This window comes from Cellulophaga sp. 20_2_10, from assembly GCF_023476645.1.
GTDB lineage: Bacteria > Bacteroidota > Bacteroidia > Flavobacteriales > Flavobacteriaceae > Cellulophaga.
In genome coordinates, this window is the sequence record NZ_JAMCOJ010000001.1 from 427,085 (window position 1) to 442,596 (window position 15,512).

Here is a 15,512-nt window from a genome sequence, read left to right on the forward strand (position 1 = left end):
ATGTCAAAGTTGAACATAAGTTTAATGCGGATGTACTGTTTTAAGCGAACGCCAAGAAACTTTCTGTGAATCTGGTTTTATATTCTGTAAAACCAATTATAAAGAAGCTAAATGAGCTTGTTTTAAGCTATCTATTGATTTTTATTTTCATTTATTTGCAGTATGAATGCAACAATGAGATTTATATTTCAGTCGGTTTTATGGTTAATATTATGGTTTGTGCTGTGGTCCCAACAAGCCTATGATACAATGTTTTTAGAACAAAATGGAATTTCTTTTCTGGGACAAATTATAGTTATTGCTTTATTAATTTATTATACAGCGCCTAAATTTTTATTCACAAAAAAACACCTTCAGTTTGTTATAATATCTAGTATTGCACTTGCAATTTTTATTTTAATACCCACATTAGTATTACCACCAAACCAAGAATTACCTATGCCCAGAATGCCAGAAATGGGTAATTTAAACAGACCTTTACCAATGCCACCATCTAGGCACCTAACACAAATATTATTACTTTTAATAGCCTATATTTTAGCAACTGTAGTTGAGTTTATTGTTTATACTAAAAAGAAAGAAGAAGAAATAATTAGAAGTAAAAATGAAAATTTAGAAACAGAATTAAAGCTTTTAAAATCACAGATAAATCCGCATTTTTTATTTAATGCCCTAAACAACATCTATGCTTTATCTGCAATAGACACAACTAAAACACAAGAAAGTATTAGCTACTTGTCTACAATGTTACGCTATGTTTTATACGAGTGCGAAAGACCATTTGTACTACTCTCTAAAGAAGTAGAATACATAGAAAATTATATTAAATTATTCGCCTTAAAAAGCAGTAAAAAATACCCTATAGAAACTAACTTTAATATAGAAGATAGCACTCTTAAAATAGCCCCAATGTTACTTATACCTTTTGTAGAAAATGCTTTTAAACACAGTAATGTAGAGCAAATTAGAGGTACTTATATAAACATAAACTTAACATCTAAAGGCAATACAATTACATTTAATGTGGAGAATACTATTGCACAAGATAATATCATAAAAGATGCTGTTGGTGGTATTGGTTTAGAAAATGTAAAAAAGAGACTAGAAATTCTATATCCTAAAAAGCATAACTTGTCTATTTCTAAAAACGATGGTATTTTTAAAGTTGAATTAAAGCTAGAGAATTATGTATAAGTGTATTGTTATTGATGATGAAGAACTGGCAAGAGCTTTACTTACTAGCTATATTGATAAGTTAGATTTTTTAGAACAAATTGGCTCGTTTGAAAACCCAATAGAAGCTATTTCTTTAGTTAAAAGTAAAGCAGTAGATGTTATTTTTTTGGACATACAAATGCCTAATCTAAAAGGAACCGACTTTGCAAAAATTGTACCTGCATCAACAAAAATAATATTTACAACAGCCTATTCAGATTATGCATTAGAAGGTTATGAACTTAACGCTTTAGATTATTTATTAAAACCAATAACGTTTCAACGCTTTTTAAAAGCTGTAGATAAGTTAGAGACTAAAACCGTTATAGAAGATAAGCAGGTTACAGCTACTACCATTACAATAAAATCTGGGTACGATTTACACAAACTTCAAGTACAAGATATTACACATATAGAGAGCGATAGTGAGTATGTTGTTTTTTATACTGATTCAAAAAAAATTATGAGTCACCAAACATTAAAGTCGTTAGAAAAAACTCTAGATGCTACTATGTTTATGCGTGTACATAGATCTTTTATAATTAACAAAACTAAAGTTACAAGCCTAAAAGGCAGAGACTTATTGCTATCTAACTTAAGTATCCCTGTAAGTGACAGTTATTATGACAAAGTGAAAAAAGAGTTGTTTTAGTAATAGAACAACTCTTCTTGACCTCCATTAAAATGGATCGTTTTTTTATAGACAAACCCAATCTTCTTATAAAACTTGCGCAACATTTTATCTTCTGTTACCAACCAATAATGTTTGTTTTTATCTGCCCTAAATAACTCCTTAAACCATTGAGAACCGTAGTTCTGTTTACGCTTATTTTCTGGCACCCAAACATACCCTACATAGAGGTAATTTTTAGAAAAGTAATACAATGCCTCTTGCTTACAACTATCCATTTCTGGAGTAATTGAAGAGAAAATAATACCTCCTGCACATATTTCTGCATCGTTTTTCAATACAAAAACTGTTGCATTATTCCTTAGTAAATTCCAATGCGGCACTAAGCCATCTGCCCAATCTTTAGGTAGTAAATTAAAAAAAGGAATTGGATTATTAGTAATATCTATGAACATCTTAACCTTATAAAAGACCCCAAGACCATAACTTATCACAATCCTCTTGCCAACGATCTCCAATATCTGTACGGTAGTAACTATTGTTTACAATTACATTATGTACCCTGCCATACATACTACGTTGCGCATCTTTCATTGTTAAGCCAGTACCTGTTACCAAAAGAGCTATACCAGTATCGCCCGTAATTAACCACTCATCATTAATCTTTTTTAAATGCATTGGGTGTATACCATCTTTTGCATTCTTTTTAAGTATAACCACAGCATCTTTAGAGAATAGTTTAAACGCCTTTTTATCGTTAAAAGGAAAAGGAGGAACAACAATAAATACACCTGCCTGAAATCCTTTTTTTGTATCAATCGTAAAATTTAAACCTTGAGCTAGTTTATAAAACATTTGACCAATAGGCTCCGTAATACCAGCTCTTTGTATCATTATTTGCGGGTAACCAAATCTAGATGTAAACTCCAACGGATAAATACCATTACCGTTTACAATACAATTAATATCTATATGGCCAATAAAGTTAGATGTAGCCAAAGTAGGCTCAAACTTTTTAAGTGTAGCATCATAAATAGGCGAATCTTTAGTCCAAAACATACTAGAACCCATTTCTCCTGTAGAAACCCCTAGCTCTTTCGGAAACAGTTTTTTATGTTCAAAAGTAATATTATAAGGTTTTAAAAACTCTTTCCCATTAAAATAAGCTGATACAGAAATCTCTACTCCTTTTACCTTTTTCTGAAGTTGAAAATCGCCAAAGTCATTACCCCAAGATTTTTCATATGCTTTTAAGACTCTAATTACATCTAAACCTTCGTCATCACTACCAACAAAAAGCAGTTGTTTTAATTCTTGAGTTTCTCCAGAGGGCTTAATTACGTAAGAGTCTGGATGCTTTTCTATGTGTAAAATTGCATCCTTAAAGTTAGTAAACTCATACGATGGTAATACCTTTATTTTATGTGCTTTTAGTTGTTGATGCCCGTAATTACGATCCATCTCTAACAAATCTGTAAATGCAGAGCCACCAACAACCAGTTTGCCAGCAGCGCGCAGTTCTTCACAAATTGCACCGTAGCCAGTGTAATCAAAAATTAGTAAGTCTGCCCAATCTATATGCTTTTTCCAATCTGTAACCTTTGGGACAAAGCCATACCCAATTTCTTTACAGCCTTTTTCTTGTATAAACATTTTAATACTATGCCCTTCTTGGCTCATAGCATATGCAATATCTAAGGTTTCTCCGTATTTAGAAACCAAAAGTATTTTTCTACTTATCCCTTCTTCTTTCTTCAATTTAATTTAAAAAATAATATAAGTTATATACGCTTTACAATACATTTTAGTTGTAAAAAAAAGCGCGTAAATTTATATTTTATTTTGATACGTTATTCAAAATAATAAAGTGATTTAAAGGATGTTTTACAGCTTTAAAAAGCGACAAGTCTAGTAAAACAATTTACCATAAAAAAAAGCCTAATTAGTTGCACACTAATTAGGCTTTTAACAAATCTAACAATTTAATTAAAACTCTCTTTTTCCAAATTCACTATCTATGAATTTAGATTTATTTTTATTTGCATTAAAGGTGTATGATAGATTTAAAGAAACCATATCTACCTCATATTTATAATTTGTAGTTGTATAAAATTGCCCTGGTCTAGATGTAGAAATTCGTTGTTCATTAGTATTTAAAAGCCCCATATCTATATTTTGCCATTGCAAAGTAGCAGTTAATTTATTGTCTAAAAACGATTTTCTAAAGGTTACATTGGGTGAGTAAAACCTAGAGTCTTCACCCATTGCTGTATTTCTGTCTGATAAATAATTAAAAGAAAACTGTGCACTTGCATTTTCCCAAAAATTATAGGTAGAGTTTAGGTTAACAGAGTAAATAGTTGCCTTGCTATTTATACCGTAAGTACGAGCAATACCGTCTCTATGGTTAAAATTTAAAGCACCCTTTATATCATAACTATATACATTGGCTCCTATAAAATTAGACCAGTTTTTAGTAGGTTTAATAGTTGCGCCTACTTCTAAACCATATGCATTACTTTTACCAACATTAGAAAAAACACGATTAATAATGGTATCTATTACAGCGCCATTTTCTTGGTATGCCAATACGTTAACACGGTTAATTACATTTTCTACGTGTCTGTAATAGGCTGTAGCAAAAAATGAATTTCCGCCTTTTAATTTCTGTATTATACCCACTTCTACCAAATCTATAAACTCTGGTTCTAGTCTATTGTCTCCTTGCTCAAAAACCTCTGAATGTTCGCGTTCTGCAAAGCTATTCATTTTTAAGGTAGTTGTACGCTCTACTCTTTTACTGTAAGCCGTTTTTAATTTTGTTTTATCACTTAACTTGTACTGTAAAGAAGCTGAAGGGAAAAGCTTTACAAAATCATACTTATAAGTATTAGGTAATGCTTCACTTTTTAAAGATTCTGTATACTCCCGATCCATAGACTCTAAACGTATACCAGCAGCATAATCCCACTTATTTTGTGTTCCTGTTAATTGAGTGTAACCAGAATGTATGGTTCTGTCTAAAGACACATCACTAGAAAACTCAGGTACTAAAACACCATCTCTTTGGTAAACAAATTCTCCTGTATGGTCTAAGTTACGATATTGATACCCTGCTTCAATTGTTCCAAAAGAAAAAGGCCTAAACTTATAATCTAAATTTACACGTGTACCATACAATGGGTTATCATTTGTGTTGTATTCTTGTTGATAAATAATAGTATTATCCGGATTTCCTAAGTTATCATTTACTGTTGGTCCGCCTAAAAAAGTATATTCATATAAAAATGAAGCGGAGATATTAGACTCATTATCAAATTTATGCTCATAATCAAAACTACCTAAAGCAAAATCTCCTTTTCTAATTCTTAGGTTGTGATTGTAATATGTAAATGTATATAATCTATTATCGCCCCCGGACGGTGACACTGCGTGATTATCATAATAAACAATGTCTGCCAAACGGTCTTTGGTATGTTTGCCTGCAAAAAAACCAACAGAATAACTATCTCTTTTATTAGGGGTATGGTCTACATTAAATCTTCCGTTATAACTAATCTCATCAAAACTACGTTCACCATCAGAAGGCAAAAAAGTAGTTTTATTTTCTGCATCATTCACAATAAACATATCTCCTTCTCTTCTACCCGTTTTATCATTGCGCTGGTAACTAGCACCTAAAGAAAAGTTCCATTTATCTGTACGCTTATTTAAGGTTGCATCTATACCGTAACGTTGTGCAGCTTCTTTTGTATCGTATTCTTCAATAGACGGAAAACCTCCACGTACATTTACTTGTGCGTAGGTACCATTTGTAGCTCCTTTTTTTGTTATAATATTTAAAATTCCGCCTTTTCCTTCTGGATCATATTTTGCAGATGGTGCTGTAATTAGTTCTACAGATTCTAAAGCATTAGCTGGTAATTGTGCTAAAATGGCACTAGCATCTCCTTGGGTTGGCTTTCCGTTTATTAATACAGAAAAACCTTGGCTACCTCTAACACTTATTTCTCCTTGACCATCTACAGTTACTGATGGTAAATTTTTAACTACATCTACAGCAGAACCACCCTCACTATTTTGATACTTTTTTGTATCAAAAACTTGACGGTCTATTTTATGTACAACAGCAACACGTTCTGCCTGTACAACTACCTCATTTAATTGGTTGCCTAAAGATAATTGTATGGTTCCTAAATCTATATTAGTACCTTTTTTCGAAAAAATAACTTCTACTTTTTTTGTAGTATACCCTAAAAAAGAAGCTTCTAGGTAATATACACCAGCTTTAACATTTGGTATTTTAAAGGTACCGTCTAGTTCTGTAATTACACCTGTAACTAAACTAGCATCTTGTGTTTTATACAATGCAGCCGTTGCATATTCTAAGGATTCACCATTGCTAACGTCTGTTATTTTACCCGTAATTTGTGCAGTAACATTTGTAATTATAAAGTACATTACAAAAAATGTAATGAGTGTTTTAAATTTCATAAAAAAAGTGATTTATTTTAATAATAAAATATAGGTTAGTTATAGTAAATGTATATAATTTATCAACTTTTAAACTAAAATGAAACCCTTAAATATGTTAAATCCACGAAAACCTTTTAGTAAATAGATATCAAAAAATGCTAAAACAATTCGTTAACCATAGAGTTAATTATATCTTGAACAAAAGCAAACTCTTAAAACTATCTTAAATCAATCATCATTTTAACAAGAAGTAGTATTTTCATAGCAAATAACTAACAAACTCAACTAATGAAATTAAAACTACAGTATTTGTTGCTGGGATGTATTTGTTTTGCATCTACTTCTTCCCTATTTGCGCAACAAAATTACCAAACAACAACACAATTAACATCAAACTTAAAAAGCCTTGTTTCTAAACACAAAAGCAATGCTAAACTTACATCTTTAACCAAAACTTTAGGCGGTAAAGACATTTGGGTACTAACACTGTCTAATGGTAATCCAGAAAATAACCCTGCAATGGTAGTTGTTGGTGGTGTAGAAGGCAATTATTTAGTAGGTACAGAATTGGCCATTAAGTTTGCAGAAAATGTTTTAACCAACAACAAAAGTGTTTTAGACAATACAACGTTCTATATTTTTCCTAATATGAGTCCAGATGCTACTGAACAATATTTTAGCAAATTAAAATATGAGCGTCAAGGAAATGCTAAAAAGACAGATGATGATAGAGACGGACAACTAAATGAAGATCCTTTTGAAGATTTAAACAAAGACGGACAAATTACACTTATGCGTATTGAAGATCCTACTGGAGACTATATGATGCTTGAAGAAGACAACCGCATTATGATTAAAGCAGATACTAATAAAGGCGAAAAAGGAACTTATAAAGTATTTACAGAAGGTATAGATAACGATAAAGATGGCGAGTATAATGAAGACGGCGAAGGTGGTGTACACTTTAACAAAAACTTCACTTACAATTCTCCTTACTTTAAGCCAGGCGCTGGCGAACACGCTGTTTCTGAATTAGAAAATAGAGCTATGCTAGATTTTTTATATGAAAAATGGAATGTATACAGTATTTTTTCATTTGGACCAGCAAATAATTTATCAGAACCTCTTAAGTACAGTGCATCTAATGCTAAAAAACGTGTTGTTACAAGTATTTTAGAGAATGACGCTAAACTAAACAAACAATTATCAGAAAAGTATAATGAACTTATACCCAACAAAAACACTCCTGCTTCTATTACAAATGGAGGTGGTTTTTTTGAGTGGTCTTACTTTCATTTTGGAAGATTAGCTTTAAGTACGCCTGCGTGGTGGGCACCAGAGTTTAAAGGAGATTCTATTAACAAAGCTCCAAAAAACAGAGATGCCAACTTTTTAAAATGGGCAGAGCAAGAAGGTATAACAAGTGCATTTGTAGATTGGAAAGAAGTAAAGCACCCTGATTTTCCTAATAGCAAAGTAGAAGTTGGTGGTATAGCTCCATTTGTACAAAACAACCCTCCGTATAAAATGATAGATAGTATTGCGCAAAAGCACAATACATTTATTTTGGATGTTGTTAAAATGCAACCATCTTTACTTTTTACAAACCTAAAACAAGAAAAATTAGGTTCTGGACTTACCCGTGTAACAGTAGATTTACACAACCAAGGTTTATTACCAACGCAAACAGAAATGGGCGCAAAATCTAGATGGCTACGTAAAATAAACATTGCTTTAGATTTAGGTAACGGTCAAAAAATAATATCTGGCAAACAACGTCAGCTTATTACTAAAATAGACGAAGATGGTACTAATCATTTTACGTGGTTAATTAGTGGAAAAGGGAAATTGGTTTTAAAAGCTGGTGCACCGCAAACAGGAACACAACAAATAACCATAAACCTTTAAAATACTACATATGAAATCTTATATATATTTTATAGCTCTTCTAGTTTTTGGTCTAAGTACCACAACTATAGAAGCACAAAGTGCAAACGATATTTTTAGAGCCGCAGGATCTCCTCATAACCCTAAGGTAACTGTTGCGTTTAACAAATACTATACTGCAGAAGGTTTAGCTACTATTAGTAAAAAAATTGCTGATGCATACCCAGAATTGGTAAAAAGAAAATCTATTGGTAAATCTACTCAAGGTAGAGATATTTGGATGTTAGCAATTACAGACTACTCTGTTGGTGATGCAGACCGTAAACCTGCTTTTTATGTAGATGGTAACATACACTCTAACGAAATACAAGGAGGTGAAATTTGTACCTATACAGCCTGGTACTTAACAGAGAGTTTTAAAGATGTTGATTATATAAAGCAGCTGCTTAAAGATCGTATTTTTTACATTGTACCTACCATAAACCCTGATGCACGTAATAACTATATGAAAGAAGGTAATACTGCTCACAGTCCTAGGGCTGGTTTAATTGCTTTAGATGATGATAGTGATGGTTTGTTTGATGAAGATGGTTATGATGATTTAGATAACGATGGTTCTATTACTAGAATGCGTAGAAAAAATCCTAATGGCACCATGATTGTTGATCCATTAGATCCTAGAAAAATGATACAAATAGGGCCAGATGATGTGGTTACAGCACAACGTTATGAAAATCTAGGTGGTGAAGGTATAGATAATGATGGTGATGGTAGTATTAATGAAGATGTCCCTGGCTATTACGATCCAAACAGAGATTGGGGTTGGAAATGGCAACCAGATTACATACAACGTGGTGCTTATAAGTATCCGTTCTCTGCTCCCGAAAATAGAGCTGTTGCAGATTTTGTATTAACTAGACCAAATATTGCAGGTGCACAAAGTTTTCATAACTCGGGCGGAATGATTTTAAGAGGTCCAGGTGCAGAAGAAGATAAAGAAACGTACAACAGAGTCGATGCTAAAATATATGATGCTATTGGTAACAAAGGAGCAGAATTGCTCCCTGGTTACAGATATATGGTAGTTTACAAAGATTTGTATTCTGTTTTTGGTGGTGAGTTAGATTGGTTTTACGGTGCTAGAGGTGTATATACTTTTACCAACGAGATATTTACCGGTTTTGCCTATTATAAAAATAAAAACGGAGATAGAGATCAGGCATATAAAGCAGAAAAAGATTTGCTTTTAGGTGACGGATTTACCAATTGGAAAGCATACAACCACCCTACATACGGAGAAATAGAAATTGGTGGCTTTAGAAAAAATGTTGGTAGAGCTACTCCTGGTTTTTTACTAGAAGAAGAAGCGCATAGAAATATGGTGTTTACTTTTTACCACGCGTATCATATGCCACTACTCTCTGTAGATCGTATTACAGAAAAATCTATTGGCAACGGATTAAAAGAAATTACTGCTATTATAAAAAATGATAGATTAATGCCTACACACGCTAGTCAAGATCTAAAATACAAAATAGAAAGACCAGATTATATTTCTTTATCTGGAGCTCCTGTTTTAGCTGGGATGATTGTAGATAACGATGATTTTAACATCACTACAGAGCAAAAAAACAATCCTAATAAAATTAAGGTTGATAATATTCCTGGTAACAGCATTATTAAAGTTAGGTGGATTGTTAAGGGTGGAGGAAAAGTTACCGTTACTGTAGACAGTGCAAAAGGAGGATTAATTAGCAAAAAGCAAAGCTAAAATTCTAACATATACTTAAGTTTAAAGGAGCGATCACTTACCCTAAGTAATCGCTCCTTTTTTTATTTAAAAATAATAAAGGATAATTTTGTCCTCTATTAAAATATTGTATAGTTTTGTATCATAAAATAATTGTATGTTTTCAAAATCTTGCGAATACGGACTTAGAGCAGTACTCTTTATTGCAAAGCAATCTACGGCAGATACAAAGGTTAGTTTAACTACCATATCTGAATCTATAGATTCGCCACAGGCCTTTACCGCAAAAATTTTACAACAATTAACAAAAAGCGGATTTGTACAGTCTTCTAAAGGTCCCTATGGTGGTTTTTTTATAGAGAAAGAAAATTTACCAACTATTAAGTTAAGTGATATTGTATCCGTTTTAGATGGAGATTCTATTTATACCGGATGTGGCTTAGGACTGCATCAATGTAACGAAAAAGAGCCCTGTCCTCTTCACTTTAAATTTGTAAAAATTAGAGAAAACCTTAAAAATATGCTAGAAACAAATACTCTATCTATGGTGGTTAAGGATATGAATTCTGATATATTTCATCTCAAAATATAAAACTTTTAATTCAATAAAGGATAAAAAGGTAATTTTATCTTTTTTAAACAAATAAATAACTATTTAAATTAACAATTATGATAACAGCTTCATTAACACAGGATAAAATCTATAAGGATGGAAAACCCTCTTTACAGTTACTAATGGAAACAGAAGTAAGCAAAGAAATAAGAATTTTAATGCGAAAAGGAAACGTAATGAAAGAGCATAAAGCGCCCTACCCTATTGTAGTAGAAATCTTTGAAGGTGAAATAGAATTTGGTGTACATAATGAAAAACACCTACTTAAAAAAGGAGATTTACTAAGTCTAGAAAGTAATATACCACATGATTTAGTCTGTACAGAAGATGCTATTGTTAGGTTGTCTATCTCTAAAGCAGATACAGTAGACCGCGTAAACAAAGTACTAAACAACTAAAAACCGATACAATGAGAAAAATTTGGATAGCTTTTACAAGCGTAGTCGTGCTCTCGTTTATAGTACTAATTTGGGTTGGTACAGAAGTATATCAAACTCAGCCTCCTATACCAGAGCAAGTAATAGTAAAAGAAACAGGTGAAATATTTTACACTAAAGCAGATATACAAATTGGGCAAAATGTTTGGGAATCTATTGGTGGTATGGAAGTTGGTTCTGTTTGGGGCCATGGTAGTTATGTAGCACCAGATTGGACCGCAGACTGGATACACAAAGAAGCTGTATACATCTTAGAACATTGGTCTAAACGAGATTTTAATAGTACCTATGCTAATTTAGATGTAGAAAAGAAAGCTGCTTTAAAGGCCAGGTTAATAAAAGATATAAAAACAGATTCTTATAACCCTGACACTAAAACTATATCAATTTCTGAAGCTCGCGTTGCGGCTATACTAAACAATAGTGAGCACTATAGCAGTATTTTTGCAAATGGTAACGAAAGGTATGCAATACCAGTAGGCGCTTTAACTGACAAGGCAAAATTAAAGCAATTAAATGCATTTTTCTTTTGGACATCTTGGGCGGCTAGTACAAACAGACCGGGTAAAGATTATACATACACATCTAACTGGCCACACGAACCATTAATAGATAATAATATAACAGATACTTCTATTATATGGTCTGGTTTGTCTATTGTTTTATTACTGCTATTTATTGGTATACTTACGTTTTACTATTTAAAAAATCACGAAAAAGGAGATTCTATTACCAAACCAGACACGGATCCTTTAATTGGTTTAAAAATGTTACGCTCTCAAAAAGCAGTATTAAAATATTATTTAATAATATGCTTTTTAATCGCATTACAAGTAGTCTTAGGTATACTAACAGTACATTATACCGTAGAAGGTCAGGCTTTTTTTGGATTCGATTTATCTAGTTTCTTGCCCTACTCTATTACTAGAACTTGGCACACACAATTAGCTGTATTCTGGATTGCTGCTACATGGTTGGCTACTGGTTTATTTTTAGCTCCTATGATATCTGGTAAAGAAATGAAATATCAAGTTTTTGGTATTAACTTTTTATTTATAGCCTTACTTATAATTGTTTTAGGCTCTATGCTGGGAGAATGGCTTGGTGTACATCAATTTTTAGACTTAACCACTAACTTTTTCTTTGGTCACCAAGGATATGAGTATATGGATTTAGGTCGGTTTTGGCAGATATTCTTAGGAGTTGGACTTGTACTTTGGGTAATAATGGTGAGCAGACATATCTTATTTGCTATAAAAAAGAATGATGAGTCTAAACACCTACTTATTATATTGCTATTATCTGTAATGGCTATTGGTATGTTTTTCTTTTCAGGATTAATGTATGGCGAAAACAGTAGCTTACCCGTTATTAACTATTGGAGATGGTGGTTGGTACACCTTTGGGTAGAAGGTTTCTTTGAAGTTTTTGCCACTGTAGTTATCGCTTTTATCTTTTCTAGAATGAAAATAATATCAACAAAAACAGCAGGTAAAGTTTCTATTGCCTCTGCTTCTATATTTTTAGCAGGTGGTATTATAGGTACACTACACCACTTATACTATTCAGGAACACCCGTACAAGCTATAGCATTGGGTGCTACTTTTAGTGCATTAGAAGTTGTGCCCTTAACTTTAATGGGCTTTGAAATTAGAGAACATTGGAATTTATTAAAAAGTAAAGAATGGATACAAAAATACAAATGGCCAATATTTTTCTTTATGGCTGTTTCTTTCTGGAACTTTTTAGGAGCTGGTGTCTTCGGGTTCATAATTAATCCTCCTATTGCTTTATATTACATACAAGGATTAAATACAACTGCAGTGCACGCACATACTGCTTTGTTTGGGGTGTATGGCTTGCTAGGAATGGGCTTTATTATAATGTGTCTCCGTTTTTATTCAGACAGAGCTTGGGATAGTAAAAAGCTAAAAAGAGCCTTTTGGTTTTTAAATATAGGTTTAATTACTATGGTATTACTAAGTTTATTACCAATTGGTATTATACAAGCATATACTTCTATCACTCAAGGATATTCTTTTGCTAGAACGTCAGACTTATTATACTCACCAACAATACAAACCTTAAAATGGTTGCGCATGGTGGGCGATATTTTATTCTCTGTTGGTATATTCTACTTCTGTTGGTTTACCGTACAAGAAACAATATACTGTTATAAGAAAAAACAGTAATCCCCGATTTTTAAACCAAAAAAGGAGCCTTTAAAGGGCTCCTTTTTATTTAATATAGTATTCGTTTATTTTAAACCACGTGCTTTTAACATTGGTTCTATTTTAGGGTCACTACCTCTCCAATCTTTATACATTGCTTCTAGGTCTACCGTATTACCTCTAGAAAGCACCATATCTCTAAAACGTTGTCCGTTCTCACGCGTTAAACCACCATTGTTCTCAAACCAGTTGTAAGCATCATGATGTAACATTTCTGTCCATAAATAAGAATAATATCCGGCAGCATACCCACTACCAAATATATGTGCAAAATAAGTAGATCTGTAACGTGGTGGTACAGCGCTTACAACATCTAATTTTGTTTTGTGTAATGCATCTTTTTCAAATGCATTTGCTGCTGTAACATTCGCATCTGCAGCAATAGTATGCCATTGCATATCTAAATTAGAGGCAGCAAGGTTTTCTGTTAAACTATATCCTTGATTAAACGTACCAGCCTTTTTAATTTTATCTAGTAGAGCCTGTGGTATTTGTTCACCAGTTTTATAGTGCAATGCATAGTTTTTTAATATTTCTGGATACAAGGCCCAATTCTCATTAAATTGAGAAGGAAACTCTACAAAATCTCTAGCTACAGCTGTTCCAGATAAAGAAGGATATTCTTGATTTGCAAAAAATCCATGTAATGCATGTCCAAATTCATGAAACATAGTACTTACTTCATCATATGTTATTAAAGCCGGATCACCTTCTGCAGGCTTAGGATAGTTACATACATTATATATTACAGGTTTTTTATCGTACAAATGAGACTGTGTTACAAAATTACTCATCCAAGCACCACCTCTTTTACTAGGTCTTGCAAAGTAATCCGCATAGAACAACCCTAATTGATCTCCGTTTTCTTCAAACAACTCATATACCATAACATCTTTATGGTAGGTAGGTATGTCTTTACGTTCTTTAAAAGTAATACCATAAAGTTGTTGTGCTGCATAAAAAACACCTTTCTCTAAAACAGTTTTAATTTCAAAATATGGTTTAATAGCACTCTCATCTAAGTCGTACTTTTCTTTTTTAACCATTTCCGAATAACGGTTCCAATCCCAAGCAGCTAAGGTAAAATCCTCGCCGTTTTTGGTAATCATTTGTTGAATTTCAGAAGCTTCATTCTCTGCTTTTGCAGTAGCAGACGGTATTAGGCCATTAAACATATTAAATACATTTTCTGGTTTCTCTGCCATAGTTCCTTGTAAACTCCATTCTGCATAATTAGCAAAACCTAATAATGCTCCTTTTTTAGCCCTTAATTCGGCAATTTGCGTAATTATAGTTTTTGTGTCATTTTTAGATCCGTCTGCTCTAGTCCAAGATGCTTTAAATATTTTTTCTCTAGTAGCTCTATTTTCTAAACTTTGTAATAATGGTTGTTGCGTTGTATTTAGCAATGGAATTTTCCAACCTTCACCATCTTTATTCTCTAAAGATTTTAACTGAGATTCTGTTAAACCAGCTAAATCTTCTTTATTGGTAAAAACTAAAGCTCCATCATTATTGGCTGCCAATAATGTTTTATTAAAAGTATTAATTAGCGTTGCTAACTTAGTATTGTATGTTTTTAGCGTTTCTTTATCTGCAGAACTTAAGTTTGCCCCTGCTTTTTCAAAAGCTTCAAAATAGGTTTCTAATAATTTATAAGATTCAGGATCCAAGACCAAACTATCTCTTTTTACATAAAGCTCTTTTACACGCTTAAATAGGTTTTCGTTTAAATAAATACCATCTTGTAATTCAGAAAATTTTGGAGCCATTTCTTCCTGTACAGCCTGTAACTCATCATTAGTATGTGCTCCTGTAAGTCCAGAAAATATATTTTGTACACTTTGTAATTGTGTACCACTCTTTTCCAATTCTAAAATAGTATTATCAAAGGTTGCTGTTTCTGCATTATTTGCAATTTTTGCTACAGCTTCATTCTGTGCAGCTATACCTTGTTGTAATGCCGGCTTAAAATGTTCGTTTTTAATTAATGTAAAGTCAGGCGCACCATAAGGCAGCTTACTTTCTACTAGTAAGGGGTTTTCTTTTGTATTCATAGTGTTTTCGGTAGTTGTTTCTGTTTTAGTCTTACCATCTTTACACGAGGCAAACAAAATAGTAACAAGTGCTACTGCATAAATATTTTTCATTAATAATAAGTTTTAAAAATTGAATATAAAGATACTTTTGTTACCAAGGCTATACTCTTAAAATTATCTTAATATTTATTAGATCGTATACAATAGATCTACTGTCTATATTCTTATTATTT

Annotated in this window: 11 protein-coding genes; 7 read left to right on the top strand and 4 right to left on the bottom strand. The window is 32.4% G+C overall.

All coding sequences use genetic code 11. The features are described 5' to 3' along the window. The first annotated feature begins 249 nt into the window (after positions 1–249). Together M4I21_RS01960 and M4I21_RS01965 are read left to right on the top strand one after the other, a co-directional pair. Complete coding sequence (locus tag M4I21_RS01960) at positions 250–1,194, top strand: sensor histidine kinase (RefSeq protein ID WP_249557353.1); 945 nt, start codon at positions 250–252, stop codon at positions 1,192–1,194. Continuing rightward, positions 1,187–1,867: a LytR/AlgR family response regulator transcription factor gene (locus M4I21_RS01965; protein WP_249557354.1), complete on the top strand. Its 681-nt coding sequence runs from the start codon at positions 1,187–1,189 to the stop codon at positions 1,865–1,867. The genes M4I21_RS01960 and M4I21_RS01965 overlap by 8 nt, the downstream gene beginning before the upstream one ends. Here the strand turns inward: M4I21_RS01965 and M4I21_RS01970 are convergent. The 3 genes from M4I21_RS01970 to M4I21_RS01980 form a co-directional block, all read right to left on the bottom strand. Beyond that, complete coding sequence (locus tag M4I21_RS01970) at positions 1,864–2,301, bottom strand: GNAT family N-acetyltransferase (RefSeq protein ID WP_249557355.1); 438 nt, start codon at positions 2,299–2,301, stop codon at positions 1,864–1,866. The two genes, M4I21_RS01965 and M4I21_RS01970, sit on opposite strands and share 4 nt — an antisense overlap. A gap of 7 nt (positions 2,302–2,308) precedes the next feature. Then, positions 2,309–3,604, bottom strand: coding sequence for a phosphoribosylamine--glycine ligase (locus M4I21_RS01975; protein ID WP_249557356.1), 1,296 nt, complete (start codon positions 3,602–3,604; stop codon positions 2,309–2,311). 228 nt (positions 3,605–3,832) lie between these two features. Further along, entirely contained in the window at positions 3,833–6,340 is a 2,508-nt protein-coding gene (locus M4I21_RS01980) for a TonB-dependent receptor (RefSeq protein ID WP_249557357.1), read from the bottom strand. A 270-nt stretch (positions 6,341–6,610) separates the two neighbouring features. Here M4I21_RS01980 and M4I21_RS01985 point away from each other — a divergent pair, with 270 nt between their 5' ends. The 5 genes from M4I21_RS01985 to M4I21_RS02005 all read left to right on the top strand — a co-directional run bounded on the left by M4I21_RS01985 (position 6,611) and on the right by M4I21_RS02005 (position 13,201). After that, positions 6,611–8,230 carry a M14 family metallopeptidase gene (locus tag M4I21_RS01985; RefSeq protein WP_249557358.1) on the top strand — a complete coding sequence of 540 codons (1,620 nt, stop codon included), beginning with the start codon at positions 6,611–6,613 and terminating at the stop codon, positions 8,228–8,230. Positions 8,231–8,240: 10 nt separating this feature from the next. Beyond that, positions 8,241–9,980, top strand: coding sequence for a M14 family metallopeptidase (locus M4I21_RS01990; RefSeq protein ID WP_249557359.1), 1,740 nt, complete (start codon positions 8,241–8,243; stop codon positions 9,978–9,980). A 136-nt stretch (positions 9,981–10,116) separates the two neighbouring features. Then, a complete protein-coding gene (locus M4I21_RS01995) occupies positions 10,117–10,551 on the top strand; it encodes an RrF2 family transcriptional regulator (RefSeq protein ID WP_249557360.1) in 435 nt (144 codons plus the stop codon). Positions 10,552–10,628: 77 nt separating this feature from the next. Then, positions 10,629–10,970 carry a cupin domain-containing protein gene (locus M4I21_RS02000; protein WP_249557361.1) on the top strand — a complete coding sequence of 114 codons (342 nt, stop codon included), beginning with the start codon at positions 10,629–10,631 and terminating at the stop codon, positions 10,968–10,970. 11 nt (positions 10,971–10,981) lie between these two features. Beyond that, the gene (locus M4I21_RS02005; protein ID WP_249557362.1) at positions 10,982–13,201 is read left to right on the top strand and encodes a nitric-oxide reductase large subunit; all 2,220 of its coding nucleotides are present in this window, start codon (positions 10,982–10,984) and stop codon (positions 13,199–13,201) included. Between the two features lie 65 nt (positions 13,202–13,266). Here M4I21_RS02005 and M4I21_RS02010 read toward each other — a convergent pair whose 3' ends face one another. Next, positions 13,267–15,390, bottom strand: a complete 2,124-nt coding sequence (locus M4I21_RS02010; protein ID WP_502798707.1) for a M3 family metallopeptidase — start codon at positions 15,388–15,390, stop codon at positions 13,267–13,269. Between the last annotated feature and the right edge of the window lie 122 nt (positions 15,391–15,512).